Below are 18,365 nucleotides of genomic sequence, written 5' to 3'. Positions count from 1 at the left end.
TCCTTCCTGAAGCAGAGCCGGAGCATAGTGCGACATGGCGCGTATAGTGCCACATCGCATCATCCTGTAATAGGAGAAGATCGACGAGCGTCGATCCCGGACCATGCGAGTCGTTCGACCTCAGGCCATACGACGGCGATGCTCGTCGACGGCCAGTACCGCCGCGCCGCGCACATGGTGCTCGCACGCGGCTCGCGCCGCAGCGGCATCACACGCGACAGCCGCGGCTTCGATGATGCGACCGAAGTGCTCAAAGGAGATCCGCGCCCGTTCGGCGTCCATGAACGCGTAGCGACGAAGGATCTGGACCCGAGCGTGAATGCGGGCGACCTCCTCGGCGAGGACCGGGTTGCCGGCGCCTTCGAGCAGGAGTCCGTAGAACCGCTCGTTCGCCTCCTCGCGCGTCTTGACGGTGCCTCTGAGGTAGGTCACCTCCATCTCGGTCAGGAGCTCGCGCAACTCGCTCTTCACCCGCTCCGACGCGTGCGTCACGAAGAGTTCGCCCACCAGGCCCTCGAGTGCGCGCCGCACCTCGTAGATCTTCTCGATGTCCTGCGGCGTCAACACGGTCACGACCGGACCGTGGTGGGCGACCACCGTCACCAGCCGCTCGGTCTCGAGTTGGCGCAGCGCTTCTCTGACCACGGTGCGCGAGACCCCGTAGGCCTCGCACAGGCCGCTCTCACGCAGGGCGTCGCCGGGCTGGAAGGCCCCGCTCAGGATGTCTTCACGAAGCAGACGCGTGATCTGCTGCCGCAGCGGTGCCGCATGTCGAGTCAGTCTCGAAGTGCTCATGACGGGTTCCTCGAACTCCAACCGTTGCTTGCCGGCCCCAGCGGTCGCTCGGACTCTTGGGGCGGCTGTCTCAAATCGATGCACCGGACCAGATCCAGCCCTTTGACGCATAGCGTATTACGAGATGACGGTCATACGTCATTGTGCGAACGCGCCGTGCGGCACCGGCGGCAGCCCTGCCCAGGTCGACCGGTTGCCGCCGTATCCGCTCCCGCCGAAAGAGGAGGACCCCTTCCATGACGACACCGACCGCGCCGGTCACAGCACAGGTCCGCGGACGGGAGATCCCCGTCGATCTGTACGTCGACGGTGCGTGGACACGTGCCGCCGAGACGTTCTCGGTCGTCAACCCCGCGAACGGCCAGACGATCGCCGAGATCGCCGACGGCACCGTCGACCAGGCACTCGCCGCGCTCGATGCGGCCGTCGCCGCCCAGGACGCCTGGCGTCACGTGCTTCCGCGCGAGCGCGCCGACCTGTTCCACCGCGCGCACCGGCTGCTCCTGCAGCGGGCCGACGAGATCGTCGAGACCATGACGCTGGAGAGCGGCAAGCCGTTGGGCGAGGCCCGGGGTGAGTTCCAACTCTCGGCCGACTTCTTCCTCTGGTACGCCGAGCAGACCGCGCACCTCCACGGCACCTACGCGCACGGCTCCCGAGGCGCCTACCGCGTCGTGACCACCCACCAGCCGGTGGGCCCGTGCCTGCTCATCACCCCGTGGAACTTCCCGTTGCTGATGATCGCCCGCAAGGCCGGCGCGGCGCTCGCCGCCGGTTGCACGGTCGTGGTGAAGTCCGCGAAGGAGACCCCGCTGACCTGCGCGCTGTTCGTGCAGACGCTGCACGATGCCGGCTTCCCGGCGGGTGTGGTCAACCTCGTCCACACGACGGCCTCGTCCAGGGTGTCGGCGGCGCTCATGGCGGACAGCCGGCTGCGCAAGGTGAGCTTCACCGGCTCGACCGGTGTGGGCAGTACCCTGCTGAGCCAGGCGGCTGCGAACATCACCAACGCTTCGATGGAACTCGGCGGCGACGGTCCGTTCATCGTGCTCGATGACGCCGACCTCGACCTGGCGGCCGAGCAGGCGATCGTGTGCAAGTTCCGCAACGCCGGTCAGGCGTGTGTGGCGGCCAACCGGATCATCGTCGACAGCCGCGTGGCGGAGGAGTTCACGGCCAAGTTCGTCGCGTTGACCGAGAAGCTGAAGGTCGGCGACGGGTTCGACCCGGCCACGGAGGTCGGCCCGATCATCTCGGCCCGGCAGCGCGCCACCGTCAAGGAGCTCGTCAACGGCTTCTCCCAGATCGGCGCGACCCTGCTGACCGGCGGCAAGGAGGTGCCGGGCGACGGATTCTTCTTCGAGCCGACCGTCTTCTCGGTGACGGAGGCGGATGACGACCTCTGCCACCAGGAGCTGTTCGCCCCCATCGCGACGATCTACACCGTGGACTCGGTCGCCGAAGCGGTCAAGATCGCCAATGACACCACCTACGGGCTCGCCGCGTACGTGTTCACCCGCAACGTGGACCGCGCCATTGCTGTGAGCGAGCGCCTCGATTTCGGGATGGTCGGCGTCAACCGCGGCATCATGGCCGACCCCGCAGCGGCGTTCGGCGGCATCAAGGCCTCCGGCCTGGGCCGCGAAGGCGGACACGAGGCGATCTACGAGTTCCTCGAACCCAAGTACCTTGCCATCACCGTGAACGAGACGGAGGCCGGCCTGTGACCTCCTGCGTCACCTCCATCGGTGTCCTGCGCCAGCCCAGGACCGTTCTTTTCGGCCCCGGCGAGCGGCGCCACCTGCCCCATCTCCTTGCCGAGATCGGACGGCACGTCCTCGTCGTCACCGATGCCCGTATGGCACAGGTGACCGAGTTCGAGGACATGGTGACCGCCATCGAAAGGCATGGGATCACGGTCTCGGTGTTCGCTGAGGCCGAGCCGGACCTGCCTCGCGAGAACGCACTCACCGTCGTCGACCGGTACGGCGACGCCGGCGTGGACGCGCTGCTCGCGGTCGGCGGCGGCTCCTGTCTCGACCTGGCGAAGGTGTCCGCCGTCGTCCTCGCGCACGGCGGCGATGTTCGGGACTACTACGGCGAGTTCCTCGTCCCGGGCCCCGGGCTTCCGGTCATCACCGTGCCCACCACCGCCGGTACCGGCGCCGAAGTCACCTGTATCTCCGTCGTCTTCGACCAGGAGAAGGGCATGAAGGTCGGTGTGGCCAGCCCGCACCTGGAGCCGTACGCCGCCGTCATCGACCCCGAGCTCACCCTCTCCTGCCCGCCGGCCCTCACCGCAGCCACGGCGGCCGACGCGCTGACTCACCTGGTCGAGACGTTCACCGACCGGGTCAAGGACGTGACGCCGGAGTTCCTGGCCCATCACCTCTACGTCGGGAAGAACCCGTTGACCGACATCTTCTGTCGCAGCGGCCTGACTCTGCTCAACTCGTCCATGGAAGGCGTGGTCGCCGACCCCTCCGACATCGAAGCACGCTCCGCGACGATGCTGGCCGCGTACAACGCCGGCATGGCCATCAACACCGCCGGTACCGCCGCGGCGCACGCGATCCAGTCCCCGATCGGTGCGCTGACCCACACCTCCCACGGGTTCGGTGTCGGAGCGCTTCTGCCGTACGTGATGCGCTTCAACCTGCCGACCCGGATCGCGGAATTCGCCGAGATCGGGGCGCTGCTCGGTGCCGCGGACCCCGAGTCGACCCCGTTGGACCAGGCGAAGGCCGGCATCTCCCGCGTTGAAGCGCTGCTGGAGACCGTCGGCTGCCCAACCGACCTGAAGACTCTCGGCCTGGACCCGAAGGACTTCTCCTACGTGGCCGACCAGGCGATGCTCGCGACCCGCCTGACGGCCAACAACCCACGCGATCTCACCCACGAGTCCGTTGTCGAGATCCTGCGGCGCGGCTACGACAACGACCGCACCTGGTGGTCGGTGTGACGAGCTCACCCGCGACACCGACACCGACACGCGGCCCGATAGAACCGATCGCCGTCGCCGGCGCCGGCTCCATCGGGGTCGCCTTCGCGATCGTCTTCGCACGAGCCGGGCACGCGGTCCGGGTGTGGGATCCGTTCCCGGACGCTCTGGAGCGCGCCCACGGGGAACTCTTTGATCGTCTTGAGCAGTTGTCCGCGCACGGCCTCGTCGAGAATCCGAGCACGGTCGGCGCGCGCGTCACGTTCGTTCGCGACATGGCGGAGGCAGTCGCGGGAGTGACCCTGGTACAGGAATGCGCCCCGGAGCAGGTGGGTATCAAGCAGGAACTGATCCGGCGTGCGGCCCGGAGCGCACCGGATCAAGCGGTGTTCGCCAGTTCGAGCTCGGCGATACGTCCCAGTCTCATCGCGGCCGACCTGCCCGAAGAGCTGCGGGACCGGATCCTGGTCGGTCACCCCGGCAACCCGCCGTACCTCATCCCGGTGATCGAGGTCGTTCCCTCCCCCAGCACTGCCACCTGGGCCGCCGAGCGCGCCTGTGCCCTGTACACCGGCGCGGGGCTACGCCCGATCACGGTCAACCATGAACCAGAAGGGTTCGTGTTCAACCGCCTTCAAGGTGCGGTACTGCGTGAGGCCTACTGCCTGGTCCGAGACGGGGTTGCCACCGTTGACGAGATCGACGAGGTCGTCCGCAGTGGTCTCGGGCGCCGGTGGAGTCTCATCGGCCCGTTCGAGACCGCCGATCTCAACAGCCGCGGCGGCCTTGAATCACACGCGGAGAAAATGGGACCCGCGTATGCCCGAATGGGCGCCGAGCGCGGTCAGAACGACCCATGGACGCCAGACCTCGTGTCGAGCGCAGTACGTCAGCGTCGCGCTCTTCTCCCACTCGACCGATGGGAAGAGCGGGTTCGCTGGCGGGACGAGCAGCTCATGCGGCTGACGCCGCTGTGGGAGGACATGCGCGGCACCTCCTGAGTTCCTCTCGGTCTTCACTCGCCTGCGCGAATGGCTGGTCGAGGCGCCCCGGATATGCGAACTGTCCGAGACACCTCGACCGGCCAACGCCTCCGACACGCCTTCCGCCCGCGTCGCCGTCCCACCGACGAGCGGGCGAACACGGCCCGCGCCACCGGCCACGAGCGCACGGCGCCGTCTCCCCGCCGGCCCCGGCGAGGCATCCGTCCGCCAGGCCGCCGCCCTGCCCACCTCGACTACGCCGAGGCCACCGCGGAACCGACCCTCCTCCGGTGGAAGACCAAGAAGGCCGCGAAGAAGGGCTGCCAGCCCCTCCGCTCACGCAAGCAAACCCGCGACGCCCAAGCAGCGTGCCACGCCTCGCCCAGGCAACAGAAAAGGCCAGGTCAGATGATGTCTGACCTGGCCTTTTTCTGAGCCGCCTTCGGGATTCGAACCCGAGACCTACGCATTACGAGTGCGTTGCTCTGGCCAACTGAGCTAAGGCGGCACACCCCGTCGCACTATGGTGCGATCAGCAGCGCCGCCAAGTCTACACAGTTTCCGGGGGTGCTCCGCACCATCCCGGCTGGTGACCGTCTCCGCAGGTCAGCGTCGGCGTTTGGGTGCCGACGAGCGTCAGTACGGGCGGAACGGATCAGGAGCAGCGCGTGCCGTCGGCCGGCGGGGTGCCTTCCAGGAGGTAGGTGTTGATCGCCGTGTCGATGCAGTCGCTGCCGCGGCTGTACGCGGTGTGGCCGTCGCCTTGGTAGGTGAGGAGCCTGCCCGAGGACAGCTGGTCGGCCAGGGACTCGGCCCACTTGTACGGGGTGGCCGGGTCACGGGTGGTGCCGACCACGACGATCGGGGCCGCGCCCCTGGCCTCGATGCGATGGGGGGTGCCCGTCGGCCGGACCGGCCAGTGGGCGCAGTTCAGGGCGGACCAGGCGAAGGGCCGGCCGAAGACCGGGGACGTCTTCTCGAAGTCGGGGAGTGCCCGGGTGACTGCTTGGGCGTCGGTGAAGGCGGGCGGCTGGTCCAGGCAGTTGACGGCGGCGTTGGCGGACATCAGGTTCGCGTACACGCCGTTGGGTTCGCGCTCGTAGTAGCGGTCCGACAGTGCGAGCAGAGCGGAGCCGTCGCCCTTCGCGGCGCTGGTGAGCGCGTCGCGGAGTTGGGGCCAGGACGATTCGTCGTACATGGCGGCGATGACCCCGATGGTGGCGAGGGACTCGGTGAGCTCCCGCGAGTCGCCTGTGGGGATCGGCTTGGCGTCGAGCGCGGCGAACAGCTGTTTGAGGCGCGCGGCCGCGTCTGCGGTGGACGTCGTGCCGAGCGGGCAGTCCGTCCTCTTCACGCAGTCGGCGGCGAAGGACTGGAACGCGGTCTCGAAACCCGCCGTCTGGTCGCGGTTCATGTCGAGGGCGGAGAGCGATGGGTCCATGGCGCCGTCGAGGACCATACGGCCGACCCGGGCGGGGAACAGTTCGGCGTACGTGGCGCCGAGGTAGGTGCCGTACGAGGCCCCGACGTAGTGCAGCCTCTCGTCGCCCAGCAGCGCCCGAAGCATGTCCATGTCCCGGGCGGTCTCGGCGGTGGAGACGTGCGGGAGGACGCGCGCCGAGTGCCGCTCGCAGCCGTCCGCGAACTGCTGGTACGCGGCGTTCAGCCGGTCGACCTCGGCCGCGTCATCAGGAGTCTGGTCGACCTGGGTGTACGCGTCCATCTCCGGGCCGGTGAGGCACTCGACGGGCTCGCTGTCGGCGACCCCGCGCGGGTCGACGGCGACCATGTCGTAGCGGGCCCTGATCTGGGCGGGGTAACCGAGGGCCGCGAAGTTCTGGAGGTAGCCGACGGCGGAGCCTCCCGGGCCGCCGGGATTCACCAGCAGCGAGCCGATCCGCTCTCCGGGGCCGGTGGCCCTGACGCGGGAGACAGCCAGGTCGATGTCATCGCCCTCCGGTTTCGCGTAGTCCAGGGGCGCCTTCATCTTCGCGCACTGGAAGCCCTCGACCCCGCAGTCCCGCCAGTCCAACCGCTGCTCGTAGTAGGGCCGGAGCGCGGCCGGGGTGACGGGGGCGGACGGTGACGGCGTCGCCGCCCCATCGCCGCTGCAGCCGGAGACGAGGAGGCCGGCAGTGCCGAGTGCGAGGGCGAGAATGCGGAGCGGGCGCCTGGTGTCCATCCCCGGAGCGTAGCCGCAGGGGGGCATCTTGCCCGCTTTGCCGCCCGTACGAGTGAAGAATCCATGACGATCCGTGACGGCCCATGATGAACGACAACGAACGGATGATGGCGGAGGCGGGGCAACGACGGTGGTCGAGGGCAGTGCCGCACGGCAGCCCCCGGGCCGCTGGCGGCGTACGGAGCATGGCGGACAGAGCGCGGGGAACGGAGCATGCGGCGGACAGAGCGCGGGGTACGGAGCGGGAACGGCCTCGGCGCGTCGGCGCGTCGGAGCAGTCAGCCCGCGCGCAGCGCCATCGTCATCGCCTCAACCGCGAGCAGCGGAGCGACGTTGCGGTCCAGCGCCCGCCGACACGCGATCACCGCCTCTATCCGGCGCAGGGTGCGCTCGGCCGTGGAGGAACCGGCCACGCGATCGAGGGCGTCCTGCGCGTCCGTGTTGGCGATGGCGATCCGTGAGCCCATCTGCATGGCCAGTACGTCACGGTAGAAGCCGGTCAGCTCGGTGAGCGCGAGATCGAGGCTGTCGCGCTGTGTACGGGTCTTGCGGCGCTTCTGCCGGTCCTCCAGCTCCTTCATCACGCCCGCCGTCCCACGCGGCATCCGCCCCCCGGCCGCGGCGCCCAGCGCGGCCTTCAGCTCTTCCGTCTCCTTGGCGTCGATCTCCTCCGAGACCTGCTTGGCGTCCTCCGTCGCGGTGTCGATCAGCTCCTGGGCGGCCTTGAAACAGCCGCCGATCTCCTCGATCCGCAGCGGCAGCTTCAGCACGGCGGCGCGGCGGGAGCGCGCCCGCTCGTCGGTGGCGAGGCGGCGTGCCCGGCCGATGTGCCCCTGGGTGGCGCGGGCGGCGGACGCGGCCCGCTCCGGGTCGACGCCGTCGCGCCGGACCAGTACGTCGGCCACCGCGTCGACCGGGGGTGTGCGCAGGGTGAGGTGACGGCAGCGGGAACGGATGGTGGGCAGCACGTCTTCGAGCGAGGGCGCACAGAGCAGCCAGACCGTGCGGGGGGCCGGCTCCTCGACCGCCTTCAGCAGGACGTTCCCCGCGCCCTCGGTGAGCCGGTCCGCGTCCTCCAGCACGATCGCCTGCCAGCGCCCTCCGGCCGGGGAGAGCTGCGCGCGGCGGACCAGCTCGCGGGTCTCCTTCACGCCGATGGACAGCAGGTCGGTCCGGACGACCTCGACATCGGCGTGCGTACCGATGAGGCTGGTGTGACAGCCGTCGCAGAAGCCGCACCCCGGCTCGCCGCCCAGGGCCCGGTCGGGGCTGACGCACTGGAGGGCGGCGGCGAAGGCGCGGGCGGCGGTGGAACGGCCGGAGCCGGGCGGTCCGGTGAACAGCCAGGCATGGGTCATCTTCGAGCCCGTCGGCACCGGCTTCCCGGCGGAGTGGGCGGTGACCAGCGTGTCGGCGTCCCGCGCGGCGGCGCTCAGCTGCTCTCGCACCCGGTCCTGCCCGACCAGGTCGTCCCATACGGTCATCGGTCACCGTCCTTCCGGTGTGTGCGGCCCCCGTGACCGCACCGTTGTCATGCGCCGTGCCGTCGCCCGGGTCCGGGCGACGCTCCTGCCCGGCCGGGCTTCTTCGGCCGGACTCCATTGTGGGGGACGGGTCCGACAATCCCGGCGGGACCGCGCTCCGGCTGCCCGCCGTCCCGCCGATCCGCGGGCCGGTCGCCTGACCGCTCCTGCCGCCTGGTGGACCGGCGGCCTTCACCGCCGCCCTCGAAGAGCCCCGGGCGAATCCGGGCGCGTCAGGGCATCCCCCTCATGGCTCCGGATGTCTCCGAACGGTTCCGTGCTGTTCCCCGCCCCGCGCCCCAGCGCGTCAGCGGCGCGGGCGGCGCCCCCGGCCCGAGGTCCCCGGACCCTCGTCGTCCCGGTGGTTGCCCAGCAGTTCGTCCGCCAGCGTCGGCAGATCGTCCAGCGGGGTCTCCTCGGCCCAGTCGGGGCGCGGGCGCCGGGCACGGTGTTCCTGTCCGTCCCGGTGGTCCTGCGGTTGCCGCGGCGCGGCGTCGTCCGCGTACGGGTCACCGATCTGCGGAAGCTCACGCGTGCGCTCGTTCTCGTTCTCCGCCACGGCCCCGGCCGACGGACGCTCGTCACGGAAGATGCCCCGCGGAACCCGGTTCACCGGATCCGCCGAACGTGCCTCCCCCGTGTCACGTGCGCCCCACGCATCCCTCGCGTCCCGGGCGCTCCCCGAGTGGCCGGGACGCTGCGCGTCCCGTATCGGCGGGAGCACCGCCGTCTCGTCCGCGGCGCCCGCAGCACCACCGGCACCGGGGCGTCCGGACCCGCCGGAGGGGCTGGAGGGGCTGGAGGGGCTGGAGTAACCGGAAGAACTGAAAGATCCGGAGGGCGAGGCATCGTCGTCCGACGGATCCCGGAACTTCGGCAGCATCGCCGTCTCCGCCTCGTCCGAGCGGGCGGGACGGGTCGTCGGCGACGGCACCTGCTGGGTCACGTCGTTCGGGTCGATGATCGGCGTCGGCACCGTGACCTCGTTGTCCGGCACGGACGCCGCCGCAGCCGCCTCGGCCCGGCGCCGGGCCTCCTCGGCGCGCAGCAGGGCCTCCTCGGCCGCGCGCTGCTTCGCCAGTCGCCGTTCCTCGGCCTCCTTGCGCTGACGGGCCTCCTCCGCGGCCCTCTTGCGCAGCCTCTCCTGTTCCGCCTCGCGGGCCGCCTCCTCGGCCACCCGCTTGGCCCGCTCCTCCTCGGCCTTGCGCCGGGCCTCCTCCTCGGCCTTCCTGCGGGCTTCCTCGGCGCGCTGCCGGGCCTCCTCCGCCTGGCGTTCGGCCTCGCGCCTGCGCGCCTCCTCCAGCTCGCGGCGCTTGCGTTCCTCCTCCTCGGCACGGAGCTTGGCGAGCTGCTCCTGCCGCTCGCGCTCAAGCCGCTCCTCCTCGGCCTTGCGGGCCGCCTCTTCCTCGGCCTTGCGCCGGGCCTCCTCCTCGGCCTTCCTGCGCGCCTCCTCCTGAGCCTTTATCTCGGCCTCGGAGAGCGGAAGGAGCTGGTCGAGACGGTGGCGTACGACCGTGCTGACCGTCTCCGGATCCTGGCCCGCGTCCACCACCAGGTAGCGGGTCGGGTCGGCGGCGGCCAGCGTCAGGAAGCCGGCCCGCACCCGGGCGTGGAACTCCGGCGGCTCGGACTCCAGCCGGTCGGGCGCCTCGGTGAACCGTTCCCTCGCGGTCTCGGGGTCGACGTCCAGCAGGACGGTCAGGTGCGGTACCAGCCCGCTCGTCGCCCAGCGCGAGATCCGGGCGATCTCCGTCGGGGAGAGATCGCGGCCCGCGCCCTGGTAGGCGACGGACGAGTCGATGTAGCGGTCGGAGATGACGATCGCGCCGCGCTCCAACGCCGGGCGGACCAGCGAGTCCACGTGCTCGGCGCGGTCGGCGGCGTACAGCAGTGCCTCGGCCCGGTGGGAGAGCCCGGCCGAGGACACGTCGAGCAGGATCGAGCGCAGCCGCTTGCCGATCGGGGTCGCGCCCGGCTCACGGGTGACGACGACCTCGTGCCCCTTGGCACGGATCCACTGGGCGAGCGCCTCGACCTGGGTGGACTTGCCCGCGCCGTCACCGCCCTCCAGGGCGAGGAAGAACCCGGTCTTCGCGGGCGCCACGTCCGGTTCTCCACCGCGCAGCGCCTCGCGCAGGTCGCGGCGGAGCGGTACGCCGGAGCGGTCGTCCGTCTTCGCGAGGACGATCACCGCGACGGGCAGCAGCAGCGCCCCGATCAGCATGAGGGCGAAGGCCGCTCCGCCGTGGTCGAAGACGAAGGAGCCGGAAGCCAGCCGGTGGGCGCCGATCGCGGCGGACAGCAGCGGGCCGGCGAGCGCGCCGCACCCGACGAGGACCCGCACGACGGCCTGGAGGTGCTCCGTGGTGCCGGCCCGCCGGGGCTCCTCGGTCTCCTGGTCGACCAGAACGTGACCGGTGCGGGCGGCGACCCCGGCTGCGTACCCGGCGAGCACCGCGATCATCACGACGGTCGCCGTGTCCGGCACCAGGCCCATGGCGAGGAGCGCGATACCGGTGACGGCGACGGCCAGCGCGAGCAGGCGGCGCCGCGACAGCGTGGGCAGCACCTTCCCCGCGGTACGGATGCCGACACCCGTGGCACCCGTCAGCCCGAGAATCAGCAGGGCGAACGTGACGGGCCCGCCACCCAGCTCCCCGGCGTGCAGCGCGGCGGCGGCAGCGGCGGCGGCGATGGCCCCGGCGACGGCGGCCGACGCGCCGATGATCACCGGCACGGCCCCGGTGCGGCCCCGGTCGGATGCGTTGCCGGCCGTCGGCCGGCGCAGACCCTCCAGCGGCGAGCGCGGGCGGGGTGTCCGCGAGTCGGGCAGCTCCAGGAAGTACAGCGTCGAGACCGAGGCCGCGAACAGGCCGGCCGCGACGTACGAGCCGAGCGCCGCCTGGTGGAGCGAGAACCACTCCAGGCCCGAGCCCAGCAGGTTGCCGACGAGTGTGGCGACCAGCAGGGTGGCCCCGGCGACCGGGATCGCGGCGAAGTCGGTACGGAGCGAGAGCCGGCGCAGCGCGTCGAGGTGGTCGGGCAGCGGACGCACCGCCGCACCCTCCGGCGGCGGAGCGGGCAGCAGCGCGGGCGCGGCACCGTCCTTGGCGATCGTCCACAGGCGCTCGGCCGTGCCGACGAGGAAGACGGTGATGAGGATCATCATGAGTGCCTGCTCGGGCATCCAGTCGATCCACAGCGGCGCGACGACCAGCAGCGCGAGCCGGAACCCGTCTGTCCCGATCATCAGCCAGCGCCGGTCCAGCGGCCCGCCCGGCGCGGTGAGCGTCGTGAGCGGCCCGAGGAGCACGGCCCCGAAGAGCAGGGTGGCGATGATCCGGGCGCCGAACACCGCGGCGACGGCGAACGCCGCCCCTCGGTACCCGGTTCCGAACGAGCCCTCCTGGACCGCCGCTTGCAGCGACATCAGCACCAGCACGAGAAGGGCGAGGGCATCGCCGATACTTCCGACGAACTGGGCGCCCCACAGCCGCTTCAGCGGCGGGACACGCAAAAGGGCTCGCACGGCGCGCTCGCGTGAGTCTGCGGCAAGTGCGTCGGAGGTGGGGCTCACGACCGTTGGCTGCTCGGCTCGCGTCATCCGCCCAGCCTATCCGGACCGAGCGGGTCCCCGGAGGCCGCGCCCGAACATGTGGACGCCGGGAAGCGCGGGGCGGCGCAGCCTCGGCGGCCCGCTCCCCCGTCCTCGCACGGAAAACCAGGCCGCCCCCTGCCCCGAAAAGCCGCCCTCACCCGAAAAAAGCGAGACGCACGGGGCACGCTCCATGCCGCGAGGCTCACGGGCGTGCGAGGCCCGATCCGCCCCGGCCTATCCCGATCCGGCCCGGTTCAGGCAGCGCGGGCCTGATCCGGCCCGGTCCAACTGATCCGACACGATCAGACCGGATCCAACGTGAACTGATCCGGTCCGGTCCGGTCCGGTCCGGTCAGCTCTCTGCGGACGCCGCGGTGCTCTTGGCGGCGGCCGTCTTCTTCGCCGCGGCCTTCTTCGCGGTCGTGGTCTTCGCCGCGGTCTTCTTCGCCGTGGCCTTCTTGGCGGTCGTGGTCTTCTTGGCCGTCGTCTTCTTGGCGGCGGCCTTCTTGGCCGGTGCCTTCTTCGCCGCCTTCTTCTTGGCGGGGCCCTTGGCCCGCTTCTCGGCGAGCAGCTCGTAGCCGCGCTCCGGCGTGATCGTCTCGACGCTGTCGCCGGTCCGCAGTGTGGCGTTGGTCTCACCGTCGGTGACGTACGGGCCGAACCGGCCGTCCTTGACCACGACCGGCGCGCCGCTGACCGGGTCGTTGCCCAGTTCCTTCAGCGGCGGCTTGGCGGCGGCGCGACCGCGCTGCTTGGGCTGGGCGTAGATCGCGAGGGCTTCTTCGAGGGTGATGTCGAAGAGCTGCTGCTCGGAGGCGAGCGAACGCGAGTCCGTGCCCTTCTTCAGATACGGACCGTAGCGGCCGTTCTGCGCGGTGATCTCGACGCCGTCGACGTCCTCGCCGACGACGCGCGGCAGCGACATCAGCCGGAGCGCGTCGGCCAGGGTCACCGTGTCCAGCGACATGGACTTGAAGAGCGAGGCCGTCCGCGGCTTGACCGCGTTCTTGCCGGTCTTCGGGGTGCCCTCGGGCAGCACCTCGGTGACGTACGGGCCGTAACGGCCGGCCTTGGCGACGATCTGGTGCCCGGTGACCGGGTCCGTACCGAGCTCGAAGTCGCCGCTCGGCTTGGCCAGCAGCTCCTCCGCGTACTCCACGGACAGCTCGTCGGGCGCCAGGTCCTCCGGCACGTCAGCCCGCTGATGCGCCTCGGAGTCCTTCTCGCCCCGCTCGATGTAGGGGCCGTAGCGGCCGACCCGGAGCTTGATGCCATTGCCGACGGAGAACGAGGAGATCTCTCGGGCGTCGATCGCGCCGAGGTCGGTGACGAGATCCTTCAGACCGCCGAGGTGGTCGCCGTCGCCGTTGCCCGCGTCGGAGGCCGCACCCGCGCCCGCCAGGTCGTCGCCGCCCGCGCCGAAGTAGAAACGCTTCAGCCACGGCACGGCCTGGGCCTCGCCCCGCGCGATGCGGTCGAGATCGTCCTCCATCCTCGCGGTGAAGTCGTAGTCGACGAGTCGGCCGAAGTGCTTCTCCAGCAGGTTGACCACGGCGAACGAGAGGAAGGACGGAACGAGCGCCGTGCCCTTCTTGAAGACGTACCCGCGGTCCAGGATCGTGCCGATGATCGAGGCGTACGTCGACGGGCGGCCGATCTCGCGCTCTTCGAGCTCCTTGACCAACGACGCCTCGGTGTAGCGGGCCGGGGGCTTGGTGGCGTGCCCGTCGGCCGAGATCTCCTCGGCGGACAGCGCGTCACCCTCGGTGACCTGCGGAAGGCGGCGCTCGCGGTCGTCGAGCTCGGCGTTCGGGTCGTCGGCGCCCTCGACGTACGCCTTCATGAAGCCGTGGAAGGTGATCGTCTTCCCGGACGCGGAGAATTCGGCGTCCCGCCCGTCGCTCGCCCGGCCGCCGATCTTGACGGTGACGGAGTTGCCGACCGCGTCCTTCATCTGGGAGGCGACGGTCCGCTTCCAGATCAGCTCGTAGAGCCGCAACTGGTCACCGGTGAGGCCGGTCTCGGCCGGGGTGCGGAAGCGGTCCCCGGACGGGCGGATCGCCTCGTGCGCCTCCTGCGCGTTCTTGACCTTCCCGGCGTACGTGCGCGGCTTGTCCGGGAGATAGCCGGCGCCGTACAGCTGCGTGACCTGGGCCCGGGCCGCGGCGACCGCCGTGTCCGAGAGCGTCGTGGAGTCGGTACGCATGTAGGTGATGAAGCCGTTCTCGTACAGCTTCTGCGCGACCTGCATGGTGGCCTTGGCCCCGAAGCCCAGCTTCCGGCTCGCCTCCTGCTGGAGGGTCGTCGTACGGAAGGGGGCGTACGGGGAACGGCGGTACGGCTTCGACTCGACGGACCGCACGGTGAACGCGGCGTCGGCGAGCACGGCGGCCAGGGCGCGGGCGTTCGCCTCGTCCAGGTGCAGCACCTGGGCCGATCCGGGCTTCAGCTGCCCGTTCGCGCCGAAGTCACGGCCCTGGGCGACGCGGCGGCCGTCGACGGTGACGAGACGGGCGGTGAAGGCCGAGGGGTCGGAGGCGTCCGCCCGCCCGGTGCCTCCGGCTCCGGCTCCGAACGGGGCCGTGCCCTTGCCTCCGTTCCCGGGGGAGAACGTTCCGGTCAGGTCCCAGTACTCGGCGGAGCGGAAGGCGATGCGCTCGCGTTCCCGCTCGACGACGAGGCGGGTCGCCACGGACTGCACACGCCCGGCCGACAGGCGCGGCATGACCTTCTTCCACAGGACCGGCGAGACCTCGTAGCCGTAGAGCCGGTCAAGGATGCGGCGGGTCTCCTGGGCGTCGACCATCCGCTGGTTGAGCTCGCGCGGGTTGGCGACAGCGGCCTGGATCGCGTCCTTGGTGATCTCGTGGAAGACCATCCGGTGGACCGGGACCTTGGGCTTCAGGACCTGCTGGAGGTGCCACGCGATGGCCTCGCCCTCGCGGTCCTCATCGGTGGCGAGGAAGAGTTCGTCGGACTCGGCGAGAAGCTGCTTGAGCTTCCTGACCTGGGCCTTCTTGTCCGCATTGATGACATAGACGGGCTGGAAGTCGTGTTCGACGTCGACGCCGAGCCGCCGGACCTCGCCGGTGTACTCCTCCGGAACCTCTGCGGCACCGTTCGGCAGGTCGCGGATGTGCCCGACACTCGCCTCGACGACGTATCCGCGGCCGAGGTAGCCCTTGATCGTCTTCGCCTTGGCGGGCGACTCGACGATGACAAGTCGGCGGCCGCCCTTTGCGGTCTCGCTGGTCGGGGACAACTTCGCTCTTCTCTCCGGTCGACGCTCGGTGGGCATCCGGACAGCGGCATGACGCCGCCGACGGTGCCGTCGCTGCGGAGTGTGACGGTACAACCCGCCCCCGTGTCAAACGGCAAAAGCCCGCAACGGCCACTCGAACGGTAACCCGAGTCCCGGCATTCCTGCCGCCCGGAGTGCCGGTCCACCGGACATACGGGCGGCGCCCGCCGGTTCCGGGCCGCTCCGGCGTCGTCGGCGGGTGCCGCCGGTGTCCGCCATGGGCTACGGGCTTCGGGCCTGTTCCTCACCGTGTCCCGCCGGGCGGAATCCGCGACGCCCATGGGGGTCCGCCATGCGTGGCGGGAACCCGGCCGAAACGCGAGGGTCCGGCAGGAAGTGGATCAGATGCGGGTGAAGCACCACACACCGAGAACGAGAAAAAGTACGCCGAACAGAGTGGCGAGCGCGGCGGAAGCGAGGGGGCTCGCTCCGTGCGCCACCGGCGCGCGGTGCATCACACGCGCCCCCGTCCACAGCAGCAATGCGGCGCCGAACAGCGCGAACACCGCTCCGGCCAGGACCGCGGGTCCGTTCTCCATGTCCGTCCGCCTCCCTGTCACCGTTCGGCCGGGTCCAATGCCGCCCGGTCAGGTGGAGGCTGTCACCCCAGGGCGTCGTGGACGCGAACCCCGGGTGAATGGCCGGATTCGCTCACCGGCCCGGAAGCGCGGACGCGGGCACCGGCTGCGGGTCCGGGCGGCTGGGCCAGCCCCGGGGTGTAGCGCCCCGGAGACGAGGCGCCGGCCCGGAAGCCATGAGCCGACTGGAAACGCGGGGCCGCCCCGGAACCTGGGACACCCCCGAGAACCCGAGGCCGGCGCGAGACTCCGGGGCTGACCAGGGCCTGGGGCCACCCCGGAAACGCGAGGCCGGCGCGGAACCCCGGGGCCGCCCCTGGATCCGGAAGAGCGAGATCGCGCCGGAAACGCGGGCCCCTGAAAACACGGGCCTTGAAGACGCGGAACCAGACACCACCGACGCCGGAACCGGACACCACCGATGCCGGACCATCGGAGCAACGGCAGATCGCGGGAGGGCGGGCACCGCGACACCGAAGAGGTGACATTCACCGCTTTACCGCGCTCTCCGGAACCGGGTCCACCGCAGACGGAGAGATGCCTTCCATCGCATGCGGAGGCACATCCCCGCACCGGAGCGGCTTCGAACCGGAACGGGACGGAAGGCCCCCTTCCAGAAACGACGCCACCCCCGGAGCGAAACCGAACGGAGCACAAGTCGACGCCAACGCCTTGAGGCCAGAACCCCAGATGCGACCCGGCCTCTAACCGGTCCCGCATCAAAACGGGACCCGGAACCCGAGTTAGAACCACCCCCGCACCGGAACCGGAACGCCGTCCAAGCAGCACCGGCACACAGCCCGCCCTGATGCGGCACACAGTCCGCCCCCTGAGGACGCCGACCGCGGCACCGGCAGCCGCCCGCCCCTCCGGGCCTCCGTCACCCCGTCAACCGGCCGACGGCACCGGCTCCAGGAACCCTTCCTCCACCAGCAACCGGATCGCCTGCGGAGTGCGGTCGCGGAGCAGCACGGGGTCCTCGTTCATCAACTGAGCGATCGCGTCCAGGATCCGGCCCGCCGGCAGCGTCCCGTCGCACACCCCGGCGAAGCCCGCACCCACGGTGTCGACCTTCGTCGCCCGCCGCATTCCGCGATTCTGACGGAGCACCACATGCTCGGGGTCCTCCGCACCCGGCAATCCGACCTGCTCCTGGACGACCTCGGCGGCAAGCGCGAACCGTCCGGCCAGCAGTCCGGCGTCGTCCTGTTCCCTCAGGTAGTCCTGGCGGGCGAAGTGGGCCTCGACGGCCGGCCCGAGCGGCTGCTCCACCGCGTGCGGCCACTCCTCGATCACGATGGACGGATTTCCGGCGGCGGCCACGGCGGACTTCCGCAGGGTGATCCAGCCGAAACCGACGCTCTTGGTCCTGCGGGCCTCGAACTCGTCCAGCCAGGCGTCGTATCGCGCCGCGTACTCGGCGGGGTCCGTACGGTGGTCGCCGCTGTCGCGCAGCCACAACTCCGCGTACTGCGTGACGTCCTGGACCTCGCGCTGCACGATCCACGCGTCGCAGCCGTACGGCACCCAGGAACTCAGCCGGTTCCGCCACTCCTCGCCCTCCACGTGCTGCCAGTTGGCGAGGAAGTGTGCGTATCCGCCCTCGTTGAGCCGGTCGCCCGTCTGCTGCACCAGGTTCCGGCACAGGTCGTCGCCGCCCATGCCGCCGTCGCGGTAGGTGAGGCGGGCACCGGGCGAGATGACGAAAGGCGGGTTGGAGACGATCAGGTCGTACGTCTCCGTGCCGACCGGCTCGTACAGCGAACCCAGGCGCAGATCCGCCGCGGGTGCGCCGGACAGGGCGAGCGTCAGTCGTGCGAACTCCAGTGCGCGCGGGTTGAGGTCCGTGGCCGTCACCCGGGTGGCGTGCTGGGAGGCGTGCAGCGCCTGGATGCCGGAGCCCGTGCCGATGTCGAGAGCGGAGGCGACCGGCGTGCGGACGGTGATCCCGGCGAGGGTGGTGGACGCCCCGCCGACCCCCAGGACCACGCCCTCCTCGCGCGAACCGATACCGCCCGCGCCGCCGACCGCGCAGCCCAGGTCGGAGACGATGTACCAGTCCTGCCCCTCGGGCCCGCTGTACGGACGCACGTCGACGACGGCCCGCACCTCGTCGCCCGCGTGGGTCACCCAGCCGTCCTCTATGCACTCCGCCAGCGGGAGCGCGGCGCGGGCGCGCGCGTGGGGGACGGGGTGCTGGAGCAGGAAGAGCCGCACCAGGGTGTCGAGCGGGGACTGCCCCCGGGTGGCGCGCAGCGCGGGAACCGTCTCACTGCGGGCGAGCGCGGCATAGGCGGGCGCGCCGAGCAGTTCGAGGAGCCCGTCGGCGGTGAAGGCGGCGGCGAGCAGGGCTTCGCGGAGCAGCGGCGAACGGTCGGACACGGGAAGGCGGGTCGTACTCACCCGACCATTGTGTCCGCTCCCACCGACAACGGCAGCGGCCCGGCGCCGACCGGACCGTCCG

10 protein-coding genes and 1 tRNA gene are annotated in these 18,365 nt (G+C 71.0%); 3 read left to right on the top strand and 8 right to left on the bottom strand.

Annotation, left to right across the window (positions count from 1 at the left end):
• Window positions 1–120: 120 nt before the first annotated feature.
• Window positions 121–795, bottom strand: coding sequence for a GntR family transcriptional regulator (locus ACIHCL_RS30565; protein ID WP_399867024.1), 675 nt, complete (start codon window positions 793–795; stop codon window positions 121–123).
• A gap of 236 nt (window positions 796–1,031) precedes the next feature.
• On the opposite strand from ACIHCL_RS30565, the gene ACIHCL_RS30560 reads away from it, so the two are divergent.
• The 3 genes from ACIHCL_RS30560 to ACIHCL_RS30550 are packed head-to-tail and all read left to right on the top strand — an operon-like array spanning window position 1,032 to window position 4,737.
• Window positions 1,032–2,522, top strand: coding sequence for an NAD-dependent succinate-semialdehyde dehydrogenase (locus ACIHCL_RS30560; protein WP_399867022.1), 1,491 nt, complete (start codon window positions 1,032–1,034; stop codon window positions 2,520–2,522).
• The gene (locus ACIHCL_RS30555; RefSeq protein ID WP_399867019.1) at window positions 2,519–3,757 is read left to right on the top strand and encodes an iron-containing alcohol dehydrogenase; all 1,239 of its coding nucleotides are present in this window, start codon (window positions 2,519–2,521) and stop codon (window positions 3,755–3,757) included. Before ACIHCL_RS30560 ends, ACIHCL_RS30555 begins: the two co-directional genes overlap by 4 nt.
• The gene (locus tag ACIHCL_RS30550) at window positions 3,754–4,737 is read left to right on the top strand and encodes a 3-hydroxyacyl-CoA dehydrogenase (protein ID WP_399867017.1); all 984 of its coding nucleotides are present in this window, start codon (window positions 3,754–3,756) and stop codon (window positions 4,735–4,737) included. Before ACIHCL_RS30555 ends, ACIHCL_RS30550 begins: the two co-directional genes overlap by 4 nt.
• Window positions 4,738–5,153: 416 nt before the next feature.
• Here ACIHCL_RS30550 and ACIHCL_RS30545 read toward each other — a convergent pair.
• The 7 genes from ACIHCL_RS30545 to ACIHCL_RS30515 form a co-directional block, all read right to left on the bottom strand.
• A tRNA-Thr gene (locus tag ACIHCL_RS30545) sits at window positions 5,154–5,227 on the bottom strand.
• A 147-nt stretch (window positions 5,228–5,374) separates the two neighbouring features.
• A complete protein-coding gene (locus ACIHCL_RS30540) occupies window positions 5,375–6,901 on the bottom strand; it encodes an alpha/beta hydrolase (protein WP_399867014.1) in 1,527 nt (508 codons plus the stop codon).
• 278 nt (window positions 6,902–7,179) lie between these two features.
• Window positions 7,180–8,385, bottom strand: a complete 1,206-nt coding sequence (locus ACIHCL_RS30535) for a DNA polymerase III subunit delta' (RefSeq protein ID WP_399867012.1) — start codon at window positions 8,383–8,385, stop codon at window positions 7,180–7,182.
• 346 nt (window positions 8,386–8,731) lie between these two features.
• Window positions 8,732–12,028, bottom strand: a complete 3,297-nt coding sequence (gene tmk, locus ACIHCL_RS30530) for a dTMP kinase (protein ID WP_399867009.1) — start codon at window positions 12,026–12,028, stop codon at window positions 8,732–8,734.
• 346 nt (window positions 12,029–12,374) lie between these two features.
• On the bottom strand, window positions 12,375–15,284 hold the full coding sequence (gene topA / locus ACIHCL_RS30525; protein ID WP_399867006.1) for a type I DNA topoisomerase: 2,910 nt from the start codon (window positions 15,282–15,284) through the stop codon (window positions 12,375–12,377).
• A gap of 380 nt (window positions 15,285–15,664) precedes the next feature.
• Window positions 15,665–15,862, bottom strand: a complete 198-nt coding sequence (locus tag ACIHCL_RS30520; RefSeq protein WP_399867003.1) for a hypothetical protein — start codon at window positions 15,860–15,862, stop codon at window positions 15,665–15,667.
• A gap of 927 nt (window positions 15,863–16,789) precedes the next feature.
• Entirely contained in the window at window positions 16,790–18,304 is a 1,515-nt protein-coding gene (locus ACIHCL_RS30515) for a methyltransferase (protein WP_399867000.1), read from the bottom strand.
• Between the last annotated feature and the right edge of the window lie 61 nt (window positions 18,305–18,365).

It is taken from the genome of Streptomyces sp. NPDC052042 (assembly GCF_044548345.1).
GTDB lineage: Bacteria > Actinomycetota > Actinomycetes > Streptomycetales > Streptomycetaceae > Streptomyces.
This window is presented reverse-complemented; position numbering and strand designations above follow the sequence as displayed.

Bases quoted from the DNA above. Each gene is read 5' to 3' on its own strand.
- ACIHCL_RS30565 (WP_399867024.1), bottom strand. From the start codon at position 795: ATGAGCACTTCGAGACTGACTCGACATGCGGCACCGCTGCGGCAGCAG.
- ACIHCL_RS30560 (WP_399867022.1), top strand. From the start codon at position 1,032: ATGACGACACCGACCGCGCCGGTCACAGCACAGGTCCGCGGACGGGAG.
- ACIHCL_RS30540 (WP_399867014.1), bottom strand. From the start codon at position 6,901: ATGGACACCAGGCGCCCGCTCCGCATTCTCGCCCTCGCACTCGGCACT.
- ACIHCL_RS30535 (WP_399867012.1), bottom strand. From the start codon at position 8,385: ATGACCGTATGGGACGACCTGGTCGGGCAGGACCGGGTGCGAGAGCAG.
- tmk (WP_399867009.1), bottom strand. From the start codon at position 12,028: ATGACGCGAGCCGAGCAGCCAACGGTCGTGAGCCCCACCTCCGACGCA.
- ACIHCL_RS30520 (WP_399867003.1), bottom strand. From the start codon at position 15,862: ATGGAGAACGGACCCGCGGTCCTGGCCGGAGCGGTGTTCGCGCTGTTC.